This is a genomic window from Brevinematales bacterium, from assembly GCA_026415355.1.
GTDB lineage: Bacteria > Spirochaetota > Brevinematia > DTOW01 > DTOW01 > SKYB106.
In genome coordinates this window covers 1-17,395 of record JAOAHF010000012.1, presented here as the reverse complement: position 1 = coordinate 17,395, position 17,395 = coordinate 1, and the positions used below count along the sequence as shown (strand labels likewise).

Sequence of the window (17,395 nt, the reverse complement as noted above, 5' to 3'; positions counted from 1 at the left end):
GCTTTGGGTGTTTTCAAATTAATCAAAGGATATACCTTGTTTTTTGGATTTAGAAGGATAGAAATATTCTCTGTTTTGTGTTGCGGATACTCTATATGAGATAGAGTTAGTATATCTGAATCCAGATACATTATACTTATAATTATGAAAAAAGAGCGGTTAGATGTTGCTATGGTGAATAGAGGGATTGTGCCGTCAAGAGAATTAGCCAAAAGAATGATAATGGCAGGTATAATTAAAGTTAATGGAGAAAAAGTTTATAAGCCTTCCTACGAAGTGAAACAAAGTGATATAATAGAAGAGATTGAGAAACCAAGGTATGTGAGTAGAGGAGGATACAAGTTGGAAGGTGCTCTTGAGGAGTTTAAAATAGATGTAAAAGACAAAGTATGTTTGGATGTTGGAGTATCAACAGGTGGGTTTACTGATTGTCTCTTGCAGAGAGGAGCTAAGTTTGTTTACGGAGTTGATGTTGGAATAGGGCAGATTGATTCTAAAATAAGGACAGATCCTAGAGTTAAGGTTTATGAAAAAATAAATGCTAGATATCTGGATAAATTCGTTGAGGAAGGTAAAGTATTTTTTGACTATAGAATAGATTTAGTTGTTATGGATTTATCTTTTATATCGCTTGAGAAGGTTATACCTTCTGTTTTTAATGTTGTAGGTAAAGAAGTCGAATTTGTTGTGCTTATAAAACCCCAGTTTGAGCTTGAGCCTAGATATATAGGTAAGTATGGGATAGCAAAAGAAGAATATCATCATTTAGCGCTTGAGAAGATAGAGTGTTTTATTAAGAATAAAGGGTTCAATGTTATTGGAATAACAAAATCAAAACTCAAAGGTACCGATGGGAACCAAGAATACTTTATCTATTTTGTAACATGACATTAACTTAGCTTGAGTTTCTTTTTGGAGTATCTGGTTGATTTTGAGTTTGGTTTTTAAAATATTTTTAACTTGATAGAGAGTAATACTTAGTGTAAATATATTTTTCAGTTATATGGCACTTGTAGATGAGAATAGAGTCAAATCTCTTATTAGTGAGTATCAGAATGGAAATCAATCTGTTATGAATGCTATAATAAGAGAAATTTCTCTATATGTATATAACTTTCCGATAGTTTTGTATAATTCCTCAAGAGATGACGCTAGTGATTTTTATATTTACTTTATGGAAAGAGTTGAAAGTGTAGTAGCCAAATTTAAAGATAAAGGATGTAAGTTTGTAACATACTTGACGGCTTCTCTTATCAATTATTACAAGAATTTTCTGGCAGGGAAGCGACGCACTTTGAAGATAGTTTATGAATCTGAATTGAACGATGTAAATATTTTTAGCGTGCTTTCTAGTGATAATCTTAGTTTTGATGATAGTCTTATATCTATTGCTGTTGAGTTTTTTGAAAGTCTTGATGAGTTTTCAAAGCTTATAATAAAGACGTTTATCTTTGAACTAACTCCGGAGGATATAAAATTAATCTCAAAATATACAAACAAGCCTGTTGAACAAGTTTTGTCTGAGTATCAGGATATACTTAAGAAAGTTTTTAAGAAGTGTGAATTAAGAAAAAAGTTGATACAGTTAATAAATAAAAAACCCACTGAAAATAGAATTGAAAGGTTAAAGAAGATGAATATTTTGTGTGGATATTCTGATGTTGCTAAACTTCTTGGTATGACTGTTAGTAATGTGGGAATAAGCTTGAAGAGGTTGAGAGATAGGTTTAAAAACTATGCATACAAAAATCTATCTACTTTGTAGATAGGAGTTTTTAACTTTTTTATCTTAGTTAGTGCTTCTTTGAATCTTTTGAGTTCTTGGTGTATTTCATCTTTTGACATTCTTTCTATTCCTAGCTCATTTATTATTCTTGAATAATCAAGGTTTGAGTACTCAATCAGGGGTGATAAAAATACAGTATCTTGACTGTCTAAGTTCATTTCTGATATTGTTTGAATTGTTTTATCAAAGTGAGAATTTTTATACTTTTTACCACCAATTCCTACTATGATTATAATACCAACATTGATGCCTACACTTTTTAGATTATTTACTACCTGAATAGTTTCTTTTGAAGTTGATGGTTTTAAGAGTATTTTTGCGATTAATTCATCGTCTCCTGTTTCAAGTCCAATGTATACTTTTCTTATTCCTGCTTTTTTGAGTTCTTCTAGTTCTTTTATAGTTTTTTTAGTGTGGAAAGTATCCATAAACCCATAGAATGAGTCTTCAAAATTAAACGATATATGTTTAGTTTTACTCAGGTGTTCTTTTATAATTTGTATCGACTGTAAGATCGTCTGGTTATTTTCTACTATTACATTACCTTCGCCTAAGAATATACTCTTTCTTGTGAGTAGTGATAGTCCAAAAAAGTCTATAATATCCTTCATAAGTTTATCGATTTCTGTTGGGTTTTTTATTCTAAAGCTTCTATCTTTATAGAGATTACAGAAGCTACACTTGTTGTAAGAGCATCCTTCTGTTATAGGTATGTATAACGAAAGATAATTCTCGGGTGGGATTATGGTTATTGGTTTGAATATACTTCTAAATTTTTTACCGTCTTCTTCTAAAGCATTACTGTTTAAAGCTTTGATCTTTTCCAGTGTATATCTGAGTATCTGATTATTAGTTTCCAGTAGCATAATGTCAAAAAGTGATTTATCTATAATCTCTTTTATTTTTGTATAATATCTATCTATGATCCTTGTTTTTTGATTGTTAGGTATAGTTTCGTAATAATTAGTGTTATTTGTTTTACTACACACTATAATATTGTCGTATCCCCTTCTATACATGATACCTTTGTTAAATACTAAGTTTAGTCTACCTTCGTAATCTAGTATTACGAATTCCTCTTCTGATAGAACGAAAGATAGAGTGTCTTTTTTTGCAAATAGTTTAACTTTCTGATACATTTTGCTGTATTTCGTCTAAGGATATAAGTATTTCATTAATTAGGCTTTTGGTTGAAGTTATACTAGATTTTACTTTTTCTAATACTATTGAACCTCTTGTAAGCTTTTCTAGGAAGTTTCTGAAATCCCTTATTTTTTCTTGAGAAGATGATATTGCGTCTTGTATGTTTTCAATCATTGAAATGAGTTTGTCTATTTTAAGTGTTTCGTTTGAAAATGTTGTTATAACATCTTGTAATGTGTTGTTGATTAGTCCTATATTATACTTTACTCTGTCTGAATGTTTTAGAAGGCTTTGTGACGTTGAAGAAATGTAATCAAAGAGATCTTTGATTTTTGAGAATATATCTTGCATTGATGTTACGTATGCCCTTATATTATTTTGGATATTTGTTATCTCATTTATTATTGTTGTCATGGTCCTAGATCCTTTTATCTTCGTTGATTCAATCTGAGCGTTTGTTGAGATAACATTTAGTGCACTTAGTTCATCGGATATGTAGTTTATAGTAGTTGATAGAGATATTTCGTTAGTAATAATATTAGTCAAAATTTCTGAAACAGAGTCTATTTTGTTGATAAGTGAATCCAATATTGGTTCTGTTTCCTTGAAGTTCTTGAATATATCTTCTTTTTTTGATATTTTTGATGATATTGTTGAATTAAATTCTATTAGGATTTTTTTTATAGAATTTATATTTTCCGTGAAAATTGAAAGATTGTATTCAAGACTTAAAATATAGGTTGAGTACTCTGTTATGGTTGTGTTTGTTATTTGAATTATATTTTCATATTCATCTTCGTATCCTTCAATTGATGATATTACTTCCGTGATATTTTGTTTGAGTGATTCTATGATTGATAATATTTCTTTTTTTGAGTTTGTGAATATTTCCATTTGTAGTTTAAGTGCATTTACTAATGCATTATTTTCCTCTAGCTTTTTGTTTATAGATTTAACAGTTTTACTAAATGTTTTTAAAAGAATGTCTGTTCCAGAATAATCTAGGTTTTTTGATATAACTCTGTATCTATTTGTTTCTGATATTATTATAGCTAATGTTACAAATGCTAAGCTTATAATAGAGAATTTAGTATCCCATGTTATTATTGGACCTAAAATTGAGAAGAGAGACATATTGAGTAATCTAGAGGAAAATATGTTTAAGATAGTATTTTGTTTGTCTATTTTAATAAAGATGTCTGATATTGACATATGAAGAATAAAGGACATAGTAAGGAGAAACGTTATTTTAATAATTGATGAATGATCTTCTAATTTTAGAAGTATAGGTAAAAGAAGAAAGGTTAGGTTACCTATAAATGATATTGTTCTTATAAATGGCATTTTTAATTTTAATGATAATAGTGTGAAGCTTAATAAGGAGTTTGTTGTTATTGAAATTATGAGTAAATAAGTTACTAATCTTATTACATTTTCACTTGGTTGTTCCGTAATTATGAATAGTACGGATAATGCTATTATTAACGAAGATATAAGGCTTGACAGTACTGTAAATAGAAAATCTTTATACATAGTAGCAATTATGAAAATGTAATGATCTGCTAAACAAATTAGTACTACAGGTTATAGAGGAGCTTTTCAATTAGAAGTTGGGTTGATGAATTATTTAAAATGTTTGAATTATGATAGTTATATTAGATTTTGGATCCCAATACACTCAGCTTATCGCAAGAAGAATAAGAGAATTAGGAGTATATGCAGAAATATTTCCTTATAATATAGACGAAAAAGGGTTGCATTCTCATTTAGGTGAAGAGATTATAGAAGGTATAATTTTATCTGGAGGGCCTTCTAGTGTTGTTGATCCAGGTGCTCCAACGATATCGTTGGATTTTTTGGCAAAATATGGTGTTCCTATTCTTGGTATATGTTATGGTATGCAATTGTTGTGTAAAGTTATGGGTGGTAAGTTAGAAAAATCAAAATATAGGGAATATGGCTATACTGAGTTAGAGATTTTGTCTGATTCAATTTTATTTCATGACATACCTAAAAATATAGTTGTTTGGATGAGCCATGGAGATTCTGTTGTTGAATTGCCTTCAAAATTCAAACCAATTGCTATAACAAAAAATAATATTATCGCTTCTGTCCAATCTGATGATGGTAAGTTTTTCTGTGTTCAATTTCATCCTGAAGTTTTTCATACGCAATATGGAACTGAGATAATATCGAATTTTGTCTTTAAGGTCTGTAATGCAAAGAAATCTTGGTCTGTTGAAAAGTTCATGGAAGATGAGAGGAGGAAAATAGTAAATTTTGTAGGTGATAGAAATGTAGTTATGGCTGTTAGCGGTGGGGTTGATTCAACAGTTATGGCTGTTTATTTGAATATTGTGTTAGGTAAGCGGCTTAAACCTGTGTTTGTGAATACAGGATTGTTAAGAATGAACGAGACTGATGAGGTTATAAATAACTTTAGATCTCTTGGAATTGAAGTTGAGTATATAGATGCCGAAGAAGAGTTTCTATCAGCGTTGAAAGGAGTTAAAGATCCAGAAGATAAAAGGAAGATAATAGGTAAAAAATTTATTGAAGTTTTCATTAAGAATGTAGGGAATATTGATATACTTGCTCAGGGTACTTTATATCCGGATGTTATTGAGACTTCTTCTGTTAAGGGTCCGTCTTCTACTATAAAAACACATCACAACAGAGTTAAAGAAATAAGGCAACTTGAAAAGGAAGGTAGAATTCTTGAGCCGTTTAAGTTTTTGTTTAAGGATGAAGTTAGAAAGCTAGGTAAAGTATTAGGCATACCTGATAACATACTAAATAGGCATCCATTTCCTGGACCAGGTCTTGCTGTTAGGATAATCGGAGAAGTAACAAGAGAAAGACTCGATATCTTGAGAAAGGCTGATAAGATATTCATAGATGAACTTAAGAGGGAAAATCTTTATGACAAAGTTTGGCAGTCTTTTGTTGTTTTGCTTTCTGATAAAGCTGTTGGTGTTATGGGTGATGAAAGAAGTTATGGTTTTGTTGTTGCTTTGAGAAGTGTGAATAGTGTTGATGGCATGACTGCAGATTGGTCTAAGCTTCCTTACGAATTTCTTAACAAAGTTGCTAATAGGATAGTAAGAGAAGTTAATGAGATAACTAGGGTAGTATATGATATAACATCAAAGCCACCAGCTACGATAGAGTGGGAGTGAATGGAATTATAATTTGATTTTCTATGTTCTACAAAATCTTTCGATTCTAAACTAGAGTTTGATGTTAAGTTTTGTAGAATCTTCACAAATGATTTTTCTGATATTGCAAAAAGTTAGTATTTGAACGGTATATTATAGTAGGAGTTGAAAATGGAAGACATAGAAAAGCTCTTAAAAGAAAGCTTAAGCTTCAGTAAGTTTGAAAGTACTTCTAAGGAGTTTAAAGGAGAGTTGTTTTTAAAGGAGGAAAAAACTATGAATGTATCCAGGATTTTAATTGTTTCTTTGCCGATTCTTGCTGTTTTAATAGGAGGATTGCTCTTGGTTAATCAGTTTCTAAAGGTTTCTGAAAAGACTGTTGTTAAAGAAGATAAGGTATTATCTACTGAGCAAACTACTAAAGAAGAAGTACCAGAGGTTTCGGGAAATGTATATACCAGAGGTATTGTATCTATGGTGGTGGGTGATGTTAAGATTCAGAGTAGAGGTGTTATTTTTGATGCTGAAGTTGGTTACATTCTCAAACAGGAAGATGTCATAAGAACTGGTAAGTCGTCTGAATGTGAAGTGCAAGTTGATAAAAGAATAGTTTTGAGAATTGGAGAAAAAACTGAAATTTCCCTATCTGAGATTGTTTCTGTGGTAGAAGGTAAAAAAGAAAGTATCGTTGACTTAGTAAAAGGTACTGTTAAATCTGCTGTTGGTAACTTGAAGGGAGGTGAGTTAAAAGTCAGGACATCAACGGCGATTGCTGCTGTTAGGGGAACAAAATTTATGGTTTACTCTGATGAAAATGGTGGAACTAGAGTTATTGTATCGGAAGGTAAGGTTTCAGTAGGAATTAGGTCTAAAACTCTTGAAGAGCAAATTCAAAAGCTTAATGATGAGCAGAGAAAAAATATTGAAAAAAATGTTCTTTTGAGTGTAGTTGTAAAAGAAGGTGAGCAAGTTTATGTAGATAAAAAGATTCAGAAAAAAGTAGAACAATCTGTTCAATCTTCTTTACCTGTCGGAGCTTTTGATACTACCGATGATTTTATTGAGGAGATTAATAAAATAGTTAAGCAGATATCTTCAAAAAATCGCTTGGTGGTTGAAAGTGCTAATAAACAGGTTTTGGCATCTATTGATAAGTCTATTTCAAAGGATATAATGGTTGATTATGAGAATTCGGTGAGAGTATCTTTCTTGCCTACAGAGTCAACTAAAGATGCTATGTTGTACATAAATAATGTTGAGATTTCAAGTATTCCTGTTGAAAGAATTTTGGGGAAAAATGTTGATTATATTATCGGAGTTAAAAAGGATAATAAGTTTATATTTAAAGAAAAGATGAGATTCACAAAGGATAGTAAAATCACAATTGATGTTAAAGAAGAGTTGAAGCCTAAAGAAGAGAAAACTGTGAAAATGAATTTTGGTATGAATATTGTCTCTGGATATGGCAAGTGGGCAAAACATGGTACCATATCTCTAATACCATCATCTTCAGGTGTTATAGTATTTGATGGTAAGAGTATTAAGAGTGTAGGTGTGAAAGGATTGGCCTACGGATTTGGTGATGGAATTATTGTTTCATTATCAAAGGATGAGAATGAATTTATTGTAGTTAATATATCTTCATTTGATGGTGGATTGTTGCAGTCGATCAATTTAGGTGAGTCATCTAGGGGTACTCTAGTAGTATCGCGACCTGCTGTTTTAGGTGATAAAGTTTTTGTTCCATCAATAGATGGTGTTTACATAATTGATATAAAGACTGGTGATAAAAAAGTTGCAAAGATAGGTAGTGTTTATTCTGATATAGTAGCAATAAAGGATAGAGCAATTTCAATTAATGAAATAGGTGAAGTTTATTCAATATCTGGAGATGGTTCTCATTCCAAAATTGGTCAGATGAGTCTATCTATTGTCAGGAAAGCATCATTATCCTCGGATGGTGAAAACTTATTCGTGTTTTTGAAAGGTAGACTTCATATCGTGAATCTTGAAAAGTTTAAAGAAATATCAGTAAATACCGACATACAAACAGAATCATTACCTATATCGACACGAGATAGAATTATACTATTTGGAGATAGAAAGATTGTATCTGTAAAGAAAAATGGTGAAATTGAATATGAGATTGATTTGAACGGAAAACAGAAAGGAATGCCTTATGTGGGTGAGTACATAGTTGCTACTACAACTCAAGGTGTGTTTGTTTATAACGTAAATAATGGTGAAATGGTAAAAGAATTCGATATTCAGGCTAGTACTTCTTTGATAATTGGTGATAAGCTTTATGTTGTTTCGAGCAGCGAAACTTTAGTTTTGGATATTAAGTAAGTTTTAAGAGGGGACTTTACCCCTCGTTTTGTGTTTTTGAGAGTAATTTATTCTCTGGTATTTAATTTTTGTTAAATTTGTACTTTTTAGTATAATTATTCTGGATGATGAAGGTTTTGAAGATTCTGAAAATACTATACGTTATTATTTTTGTTGTAGTGATTTACTTTTTTTCTATATTCACTATGAATATAGTGCTAAACAACTTTAAGGATGATATCAGAGTTTTTTTATCCTCAAGTGGTATAAATGTTGACTTTGAGTATTTTGCTATAACTCCTGACTTAAAAGTTTTTTTCAAGGATTTGTCTATTTCGAATGCTATTTTGAGTAGCAAGATTAATGATGTTTTTATACACTTGGATGTGAGAAAATTACTGTTTGATAGGTTACCTGTTAGTTATGTTAGTTTATCGAATGTTGACATACTTTTGGTATCTAGCAATAGTAATTACACTAGTAATATTGGACTAAACACATACGATTTGGTTAGATTTTTTCAAAGGACTAGAATTGAGATAAATGATGTTAATTTTCGTTGGAACAATATTGATTTTAAATTTAAGGAGTTGTATTTTAGGGTTTCTAAAAATTACATTTCATTTGATTTTATAACTCAAGTGAAAATTGGTTCTAGGGAAACTATAAAATTATTTGCAACAGTTTTGAATGGTTCTAGTGTTATGAGTATTTCGAACGATGGTAGTATAAAAAGCCTAAATGGAATTTTAGCTTTTACTAGCAACGAGATTCTAGGAGTTGCTGTTGATGATGTGAAGTTTAACTTCTATGAGGATAACGGGAGTATTGTTGGAGTAGCATTAGGTAATGGTTATAATGGATATGTCCAGATACGTAATAGTGGTGTAGAGGCAGAGTTGTATATAGAGGATCTTCTTAGTAAAGCATACGAGATTGAGAGTTTTAGGAATAATATAATTAAACTCAAGAATTTTGTGCCTGAAATTGATACGATAGCAAAAAGTATTCTCAAAGATACAAGTATTAAGATAAAGAGCTATTCTAGTAACACTTTTTTTAGTGTTGTTTCAAGTAATTTATATGTTTATTATTTAGGTAATTATGAAAATACTTATCTATTTGGGATCTATAAGAATGGTAATAGAAGAATTGTTGTCAATCTTGATAGTAATAAACTTTCTGTATATGTAAAAAGTATATTATTTGCTGGCAGAGATGTGAACTTAAGTATGGTATCAAGGTTGGGGAAAGTATTTAGTGTTGAGTACTCGTATCTTGATACTGATGTTGTCAGGGGGAAGATATTAGATGGATTAAAGATTTATTCTAATTATTTGCTTCTTGATAACTCTTATGCGAAGGTTAGACTAGATTTGAATAAGTTTGAAGGTTTTATAGTATTAGATAAAGCATTTTCTTCTCAGATACTAGATTATTTAAAACTTGGTAATTTAGAAGATTTAGAGATGTCGTTGTTTTTTACAAATACTAACTTTGTTTTGAAAATGTTCGGTGAAAACGATGATCTTTATTTTGGATTGTATTTGAACAACTATAATTTAGTTTTGGATAATTTGATTATAAAGAGATTAGATACATCTCTCAGCGGAAAGATCCTTATTAGTGGTGAAAAATTTGAAGGTTTTCTAACTTTGATAAGAGGTGATTTGAGAGATTATCTAAAAGTTTATGGTGATACTAAAGCCGTTTTTATTAATTCTACTAAGTATGGCAATATTGTTTTAGATCCTCAAAGGCAGCTTCTTAGATTGTCATTGACTAATCTAGATTTTGGTAATGTTTGTTTAAATAAGGTTTTTGGTTTGATGAGTTATCCTTATGTTAACTTAAGTTTTGATATTTCTACAGGAGTTTTTTCATCAAAGTTTATTATTTTGGGAAACTTGAGTAATCTTGTAGTAACGAATGGATTTTTGTATACGCATACTAGAGCTGTTGAGTTCTACGGGAATATAGTTTTTGATGATGTCATAAGTGGTAAATTTAGAATTGGTAATTCTGGCATAGAATTTAATTTTAATCCTTCTGATAGTTTTTTGAGTGTGTTAGGTAACTTTGATAAATTTCCTGTGTCTTATGGATTTTTATCTTTGGTTAGTGGAAGAATAAAAGTTGGGATTGATCTTCAAAAGTCAGGTTTTAGTAGTATACAAGAGTTTAATGCTGATTTATCTTTGAAATCAGAAGGTGTTTTCAATAGAATCAAACTTAGTGCTAATAAAATGGATGATAGTATTAGTGTTGTTTTGTTTTTGTTTAACTATTTCAATACATTTACTATTAGTACGTATTTTGATGGTAGTTTTGTAAGTTCGAAACTTTCCTTCAAAGAGAGGATTGGTGGTGTAAGGCGAGATAAAGAAATACTATCTTTAAGTGGTGTTTTTCAAGATGATATGTTTAAGGGTAAAATCAAAGTTAATACTCAGGGGTTTTCTGGTCTCGAAGAAAAGTGGGATAGAATGATAGTCTGGAGTAAAGACTTTTTAAGCGTTTATGGGGATGGAGATGGATTGAATATTTATAATAGCAATAAGGTGATTAATTTTTCGTATTATCGCAATGGTACTGAACTATATTCGTTTTCAGGAGAAATTGGTGATAGGGTTGTTGGAACTCTGAAAGGTCGAATTCCTTTGTCTTTTCTGTTAATTCCGGGGTTTATTGATAGTATTGATGGAGATGTTTTTTTTGAAAATGTTAAAGTAAGTTTTGATGTTAGTACTTTAGAGGCTACAGGATATGGTATTATCAGTATTAAATCTGTTAAGGTAAGTTTTATTGATCAAACATTCTTTTCGGAAAAATCGAGAGTGGAATTTCAGGGAAACAAAGTAATTGCTAGAAATATTTATCTATTGAATGGTAACACATCAGTGATGTTGTCCTCGTTAATAGATTTGAAGAATCTTTCAGATCCGACTCTTGACATAACACTACATCAGATTAGGGGAGTTTTAAATCAAAATCTTGATTTGGGAAATCTTAAACTAAGTGGTGCTTCTTCTATATCTTTGAACATAAAAGGTAGAGCAAATTCACCGATTATAAGCGGTAATATGAAGCTTCTCAAGGGTAGTAGGGTTTCTTACCTTATATTTTACAATGAACAATCTAAAGATGAGTTTTGGGGTTATAATTTTGCTCAACTTTCGGAGTGGAATTTAACTCTTAATCTTTCAGAGAGTTATTTTGAATCTGAGCTTCTTGAAGGGAATATAGTTGATGGTAATGTTTTAGTTAGAGGGAGTGTAGCTAGAAATAATCTTTCTTTGACAGGTACAGTTACGATTGGTTCAGGATTTTTGAAGTATCTTGGTAGGTATTTTAATGTTGATAACATAAAAATGGTGTTTTATGGTAATGAGATGGACTTTGTTCCTTTTGTTAGTGGAACTCTTTACACGTTTACTTTTGATAATAGGACTGAAGAAAACGTAAAGATAATTATGGATGTGTCTGGTAGAATTACATCTTTGAGAACTTCGTATAGATCTGAACCTGAAAGAGCACAGTCGGAAATTGCTATGCTTTTAGGATTACCTACTCAGTTTAGAGACACTGTTAAACAAGGAGTTTCGTTTTTTGAGTCTGTGGGAATTTACGATGTACTGTCTTATAATATAAGGAGGTATACTGGACTTGATGTTTTTGTATTTAGATCTCCGCTTTTGTCAACATACTTTACTTCTATACTTGAAGGTAATTCTTTTTTCACTACAAGAGATTTAATAAAGGGTACTGAGATTAGAATAGGTAAGTCAATCCTGTCAAGTTTATTGTTGGAGTATAGATTGGTGTTTGATACTTTGGGAGATAATAATGTCTTTACGAATGTGCCGTTACACAATTTTATTCTGGGTGTCTCTTTTTATGATTTCTTTCTTGAGTTTCAGTATGGTTCAGTTGTGCTTAATGATGATTTGGGTAGGAAGATCATGGAGTTTGAACCTAAGGTTAATATAAGGTATAATAGGAGATTTTAAACTTTTATAGACTTTGTTGAACGTTTAGTTTTTGGTGCTAATGTTATGTTTTATTCAAGAGTTTAGTAGTTGTATTCAGTTTTAGATTTTGTCTGGATTAAGACAAAGTTGATTAATTTGTTTATTCTATAGTAATATATTTAATGAGGAGGTTTTATGGATTTTAAGAAAGTTAGTATAATTGGTTTTATAGGTTTGTTGATTATAGCTCTTTTAGTAGTATTATTTTTGATTATTAGGGATGGTAGTAGCAATAGAGATAAGCTAATTAGTTTGGCCAAGATATATATTCAGGAAGGTGACTATTCAAGAGCTCTTGATTATCTTGATAAACTATATATGGAAAACCCTAGTGATGAAGAAGTTTCTAATTTGAGAAAGGAGGTTATGAAAAGGAAAAGAATTAAGGAAGAAGAAATGATAAATAGGCAAGTTAAGGTTAAAGTTGAGGTACCAGACATATCTCAAGAGAGACAGTTTCAAGATAGTCCTATTCAGCCACTGAAAGAAACAAAAGGTAAGGATAAAAAAGAGCAAGCAGAGGAAATTTATAAAGATGGGATTACATATTTAAGGAAGGGAGATATAAACAATGCGCACGTAAGGTTTGAGAAAGCGAATGAACTTGATCCTGAGAACTCTAAAGCAAAGGGAGCTTTATCTTATACTACCTATCGTAAAGGAAATCCTGATAGAGCTATTAAATTAGCAAATGAAGTTATGTCTTCTAATCCTGATGAGCCGTACTCTCACCTTACTAAAGGTAATATATTGTATGACAATAATGACTATGATAATGCTTTAAACGAGTTTAACAAAGTTTTACAGTCGGGAGAAGATGATCCTGATATGCGATATAGAATGGGGATTATATATTATACAAGGAAGATGTATAATGATGCAGTTAGAGAGTTTAAGAAAGCAGTTGAGATAAGTCCAAGTTTTGACAAGGCTTATTATAATCTAGGGTTGAGTTACTATGTTCTTGGAGATAAAGGTGAGGCGATAAAAGCTTTTAATCAAGCAATATCTGTTAATCCTTCTTATTCTAAGCCTTATATTAATTTAGGTACTATATACTATATTGATGGTGAGTATGAAAAAGCACTTAATTACTTTTTATCTGCTTATAAATATGAGAAGAATAATGATTCTTTGCTTGTTAAGATAGGCAATACTTATGATAAACTAGGACAGCCAGATAAGGCTATGCCATTTTATGCTAGTGCTGTTAAAATTAACTCAAAAAATTTTGCAGCACTTTACAATCTTGGAAATTCTTACCTATTTGTTAAAGAAGATCCTAGTATGGCAAGAAAGTATATAGAGCAGGCGTATTCGATAAATAAAGATGATCCACTTTTACTTACAACACTTGCTAATCTTTACTTAAGTCAAGGTGATATTGATAAAGCATCTTCAATTTTTTCAGAGATTATAAAGAAAAATCAGAATCTATCAGAACCTTATGCTGGACTAGGTTTTGTTTATCTCAAGAGGAATAAGTCTGCTGAAGCAATAAAGTTGTTTAAGAAGGCACTTTCGATAAACCCTTACGATTACAATGCACTTATAGGTATGGGAGATGCCATGCTTAATGAAGGATTATATGATGACGCTATAGAATATTATTCTAAAGTGAGAGATAAGTTTAGGGATTCGTATAGGGCACTTGTCGGATTGGGTAAATCCTATGCAAGGAAAAATGATTTTAGTAAAGCGATAAGCTTTTATAAACAAGCAGTAAATGTCAAAGAAACACCAGAAACTTTATTTGAACTTGCGGTATCTCTTGAAAAGAATGGCGATAGAGAAGAAGCTATTGTATATTACAGAAGAATAAAAGATAAATATCCTAATTTTGATAGAATGAATTTGGTTGACAAAGTATTACAAAATTTTTAGTAGTGATAGCAATTTATGTTTTCAGGTATAGTTAAACATACAGGTGTATTGGTTAGGGGACTTAATGGGAACTACCAGGGTAAAATTGTAGTCAAAGCTAAAGAAATATTTGATTTTACTTATTTAGGTGGCAGTATTGCAGTTAATGGAGTATGTTTGTCTGTTGTCAACAAGGAAAACGGTAATTTAGAATTTTTCGTAAGTTATGAGACGTCTGAAAGAAGTACAGTATCTACTCTGAAAGAAGGAACTATTCTAAATCTTGAATTACCTTTGACACCTAGTACTTTTCTAGATGGTCATATTGTTTTAGGGCATGTTGATACTACAGGGGAAATAATGGAAATTGATAAAATAGGTGACGGATATAAATTGAAAATTTCTGTTCCTAAGCACTTTATCAAGTATGTTGTGTATAAAGGATCGATTGCTGTTGATGGAATTAGTCTTACTGTTTACGAGGTTGACGATATCTCTAGTAGTTTTTCTATTGCTGTTATTCCTATTACTTATGAGACAACAAATTTAAAATTTTTGAGGAATGGTGATTTGGTAAATATAGAGTTTGATATACTCGCAAAGTATGTTGAGAGAATAATGTTGCTTGGAAATCAAAAGGGTATAATGGATAAATTGAAAGATCTTTGGGAAACCTAAAGTTTAGCTATTACAGGTTATTTTACTATATATTTCTGAATAGTTTTTCAATTTGAAATAATATGGTTGGATGTAAAATAATTTAAAGAGTTATGAATATTCTTGATGTAATACTTATGTCTTTAGTGGTTATGGGTATAATTTGGGGTGCTAAGAAAGGTTTCATAGGTATATTTGTGCTTGTGATAGGTATCATTGTAACTATAGTACTTATAGATGCATTTGCTACTCCGTTGTCTTCATTTTTTAAACATGTGGGTGTGGCCGAAGAATATTCGTTTGCAATTGCTGTTTTGTCTATGATGTTTGTTTCCCTTATAGTTTTTTTCATAGTTTACATTTTGCTCAAAAATCTAATAGATTTATTCAGGATTGGTGTTATAAACAGATTACTAGGTGTGTTGGTGGGTGGATGGGTTGTATTTTTGCTTTTTGGTGCTGTATTATTTTTTTTGACAAAAATTCCTTTTATTGGTTTCAAAAAATATGTTGATAATTCTTTAGTTGCAAGATATTCATATGAGCATGCTGTTTTCATAGTATCTCTGTCCGGTTCTGAAGATAAGATTGAAGATATAATTGAAGGTGAGGAACAAAGATAATCGTCGCAAGTTGATTTGGTTTTTACTATACTTCATATAGTAGGTTAAGTATTATGGTGTGGATGGGAACTGCTTTGATCTTTAATTCTGTTGTAGTTTTTACCCAAGGTTATGCTATTGATTAGCGTACTTTTGTAAATTTGTGTCTTTATCCACAGTATTCAGTTGTAATTTGTAGTATGTTTTGGTTATACTTTCCTAAGGAGGATGAAATGGATTTATCAAATGCTAGAGTTAAAGAATTCATGGTTTCTCCTGTTTACTATGTTGGCTTGAAAGATCCTTTGACGAAGATAGTTGATAAAATGATAAAGTCAAAGATAAGTGGTGTTATTGTTTTAGATAAAGACAGACCTGTTGGTATGATTTATGCGACTGATCTAATTAAGTACATATTTGCTCCTGATAAAGCAAAGGATATAACGGCTGAAGAGATCGTTGAGAAACAAGAAGAAATAGTTTTAAATGAAGATATGCTTTTAAAAGATGCGTTGAGGTTAATGATCTCAAAGAATAAAAGAAAATTACCAGTTGTTAATAAGAAAGGAGATATAGTTGGTGTTTTTAGTATGGTTGATGTAGTAAGATATCTTTCTGAGCTTTTATGAGGATATTAAAATAGACTTAGTCATTGTTACTCTATTTCCATCTTGAAATGAGTAATCATAGATTATATCATCTATAAAAGTTAGTATCATTAAAAGACCTCTCCCTCTGAAGCTTTTATTGTCGATTGATTTGAGGACTTTTTCTCTTGATATTTCGAATTTTGGTGCATGGTCTTGTATTGTTATAGATATTTCGAACTTTTTGCCCTTCATTTTGACTTCTGCTTCGAATTCTATTGTTTTATCTGGTATCCAGTGATATCCATGCTCCATAATGTTTAAAAGGTATTCATGAACTGCCATTTTTAAGTCGTATATTCCATCACTTGGTACCCTGTTTACCCTTAGAAAACTTTCAAAATCATTTTCTAGTTCTTTTAAATCTGAGAAGGTAGAGAAAATCCTCTTCTTGAAAACCATAATTATTTCCTGAATAAGTTTAATGCCTCTTCCTCGGTTTCTACAATGTTTATGAAATCGTGTAGTCTAGAGACATTTAAGGTGTACCTTATTTTAGGATTATTAACTATGACTGTTACTCTTTCTCCTTTTTGAAATGCACTGTTTGCTGCTATGGATAGCAGACCAATGCCCATTGAGTCTATGTAAGTAACTTCTCTTAGATCAAATATAAACTTGCTTTTTCCCTCAATAATACTCTTTTGTACTGTACTTTCGAAGGGATCTATGTAAAATATGCTTAACTCACCTTTGACTTTTATTTTTACGATTTCATTGTCTACAATCTCGGTGTTTACTTCCATACTATCCTCCGATACCTAAAAATATTTTATATAATAGGTTTCTTAAAAACAACATTTTAGTATCTAAAAGTTTTGTAGAGTATTTTCGTAAAAATGTATTTTAAATAGAATCCTATGCCTTGTTAAATAAGTGGGAAAGTAGAGAAATGTTAAAGAGTCTCTTAACCTAAGTAGAAATGACAATCTAGAATTTTGTTAGATTTAGAGAAGCTTTGGTACAGATATGACTTTTATAGATTTGATTGATAATCAACTGAAAGTAAAAATAAATAGGTTAGAAGTGTATAGGAAGGAACAATTTAATCTAGATTCTCCTAGTATATTCCAATAGATTCTATTCAGTTTAGGTGGTAGTATTTGAGGGTGTTTGGAGGATTCTGTATGTTTTTAGAGATTAGGTATGGGGAATGAGTTTGTGAAAGCATATTTAAGAT

The 17,395-nt window shown here is 30.8% G+C and carries 13 protein-coding genes; 9 read left to right on the top strand and 4 right to left on the bottom strand.

All coding sequences use genetic code 11. The features are described 5' to 3' along the window. Positions 1-144: 144 nt before the first annotated feature. Entirely contained in the window at positions 145-888 is a 744-nt protein-coding gene (locus tag N2712_05680; GenBank protein MCX8029467.1) for a TlyA family RNA methyltransferase, read from the top strand. 115 nt (positions 889-1,003) lie between these two features. Continuing rightward, complete coding sequence (locus N2712_05675) at positions 1,004-1,765, top strand: sigma-70 family RNA polymerase sigma factor (GenBank protein ID MCX8029466.1); 762 nt, start codon at positions 1,004-1,006, stop codon at positions 1,763-1,765. On the opposite strand, the gene N2712_05670 is transcribed toward N2712_05675, so the two are convergent. Then, positions 1,735-2,925 (bottom strand): radical SAM protein, encoded by a 1,191-nt coding sequence (locus N2712_05670; GenBank protein MCX8029465.1) that lies wholly within the window; start codon positions 2,923-2,925, stop codon positions 1,735-1,737. The genes N2712_05675 and N2712_05670 overlap by 31 nt on opposite strands. Beyond that, on the bottom strand, positions 2,909-4,462 hold the full coding sequence (locus N2712_05665; GenBank protein ID MCX8029464.1) for a hypothetical protein: 1,554 nt from the start codon (positions 4,460-4,462) through the stop codon (positions 2,909-2,911). Before N2712_05665 ends, N2712_05670 begins: the two co-directional genes overlap by 17 nt. Positions 4,463-4,572: 110 nt before the next feature. On the opposite strand from N2712_05665, the gene guaA reads away from it, so the two are divergent. From guaA to N2712_05630, 7 genes are all read left to right on the top strand, one after another. Further along, on the top strand, positions 4,573-6,108 hold the full coding sequence (gene guaA / locus N2712_05660) for a glutamine-hydrolyzing GMP synthase (protein MCX8029463.1): 1,536 nt from the start codon (positions 4,573-4,575) through the stop codon (positions 6,106-6,108). Positions 6,109-6,258: 150 nt separating this feature from the next. Further along, positions 6,259-8,436, top strand: a complete 2,178-nt coding sequence (locus N2712_05655) for a FecR domain-containing protein (GenBank protein ID MCX8029462.1) — start codon at positions 6,259-6,261, stop codon at positions 8,434-8,436. Between the two features lie 107 nt (positions 8,437-8,543). Continuing rightward, entirely contained in the window at positions 8,544-12,425 is a 3,882-nt protein-coding gene (locus N2712_05650; protein MCX8029461.1) for a translocation/assembly module TamB, read from the top strand. 156 nt (positions 12,426-12,581) lie between these two features. Continuing rightward, positions 12,582-14,330, top strand: coding sequence for a tetratricopeptide repeat protein (locus N2712_05645; GenBank protein MCX8029460.1), 1,749 nt, complete (start codon positions 12,582-12,584; stop codon positions 14,328-14,330). Between the two features lie 15 nt (positions 14,331-14,345). Beyond that, entirely contained in the window at positions 14,346-14,987 is a 642-nt protein-coding gene (locus tag N2712_05640; GenBank protein MCX8029459.1) for a riboflavin synthase, read from the top strand. A 92-nt stretch (positions 14,988-15,079) separates the two neighbouring features. Next, positions 15,080-15,589, top strand: coding sequence for a CvpA family protein (locus tag N2712_05635; protein MCX8029458.1), 510 nt, complete (start codon positions 15,080-15,082; stop codon positions 15,587-15,589). A gap of 212 nt (positions 15,590-15,801) precedes the next feature. Then, positions 15,802-16,197 carry a CBS domain-containing protein gene (locus N2712_05630; protein ID MCX8029457.1) on the top strand — a complete coding sequence of 132 codons (396 nt, stop codon included), beginning with the start codon at positions 15,802-15,804 and terminating at the stop codon, positions 16,195-16,197. Here N2712_05630 and N2712_05625 read toward each other — a convergent pair. Next, a complete protein-coding gene (locus N2712_05625; protein MCX8029456.1) occupies positions 16,192-16,617 on the bottom strand; it encodes an ATP-binding protein in 426 nt (141 codons plus the stop codon). The two genes, N2712_05630 and N2712_05625, sit on opposite strands and share 6 nt — an antisense overlap. Before the next feature lie 2 nt (positions 16,618-16,619). Continuing rightward, a complete protein-coding gene (locus N2712_05620; GenBank protein ID MCX8029455.1) occupies positions 16,620-16,961 on the bottom strand; it encodes an STAS domain-containing protein in 342 nt (113 codons plus the stop codon). Between the last annotated feature and the right edge of the window lie 434 nt (positions 16,962-17,395).

Bases quoted from the DNA above. Each gene is read 5' to 3' on its own strand.
- N2712_05630 (MCX8029457.1), top strand. From the start codon at position 15,802: ATGGATTTATCAAATGCTAGAGTTAAAGAATTCATGGTTTCTCCTGTT.
- N2712_05640 (MCX8029459.1), top strand. From the start codon at position 14,346: ATGTTTTCAGGTATAGTTAAACATACAGGTGTATTGGTTAGGGGACTT.
- N2712_05620 (MCX8029455.1), bottom strand. From the start codon at position 16,961: ATGGAAGTAAACACCGAGATTGTAGACAATGAAATCGTAAAAATAAAA.
- N2712_05635 (MCX8029458.1), top strand. From the start codon at position 15,080: ATGAATATTCTTGATGTAATACTTATGTCTTTAGTGGTTATGGGTATA.
- N2712_05625 (MCX8029456.1), bottom strand. From the start codon at position 16,617: ATGGTTTTCAAGAAGAGGATTTTCTCTACCTTCTCAGATTTAAAAGAA.
- guaA (MCX8029463.1), top strand. From the start codon at position 4,573: ATGATAGTTATATTAGATTTTGGATCCCAATACACTCAGCTTATCGCA.
- N2712_05670 (MCX8029465.1), bottom strand. From the start codon at position 2,925: ATGTATCAGAAAGTTAAACTATTTGCAAAAAAAGACACTCTATCTTTC.
- N2712_05655 (MCX8029462.1), top strand. From the start codon at position 6,259: ATGGAAGACATAGAAAAGCTCTTAAAAGAAAGCTTAAGCTTCAGTAAG.
- N2712_05665 (MCX8029464.1), bottom strand. From the start codon at position 4,462: ATGTATAAAGATTTTCTATTTACAGTACTGTCAAGCCTTATATCTTCG.
- N2712_05645 (MCX8029460.1), top strand. From the start codon at position 12,582: ATGGATTTTAAGAAAGTTAGTATAATTGGTTTTATAGGTTTGTTGATT.
- N2712_05650 (MCX8029461.1), top strand. From the start codon at position 8,544: ATGAAGGTTTTGAAGATTCTGAAAATACTATACGTTATTATTTTTGTT.
- N2712_05680 (MCX8029467.1), top strand. From the start codon at position 145: ATGAAAAAAGAGCGGTTAGATGTTGCTATGGTGAATAGAGGGATTGTG.
- N2712_05675 (MCX8029466.1), top strand. From the start codon at position 1,004: ATGGCACTTGTAGATGAGAATAGAGTCAAATCTCTTATTAGTGAGTAT.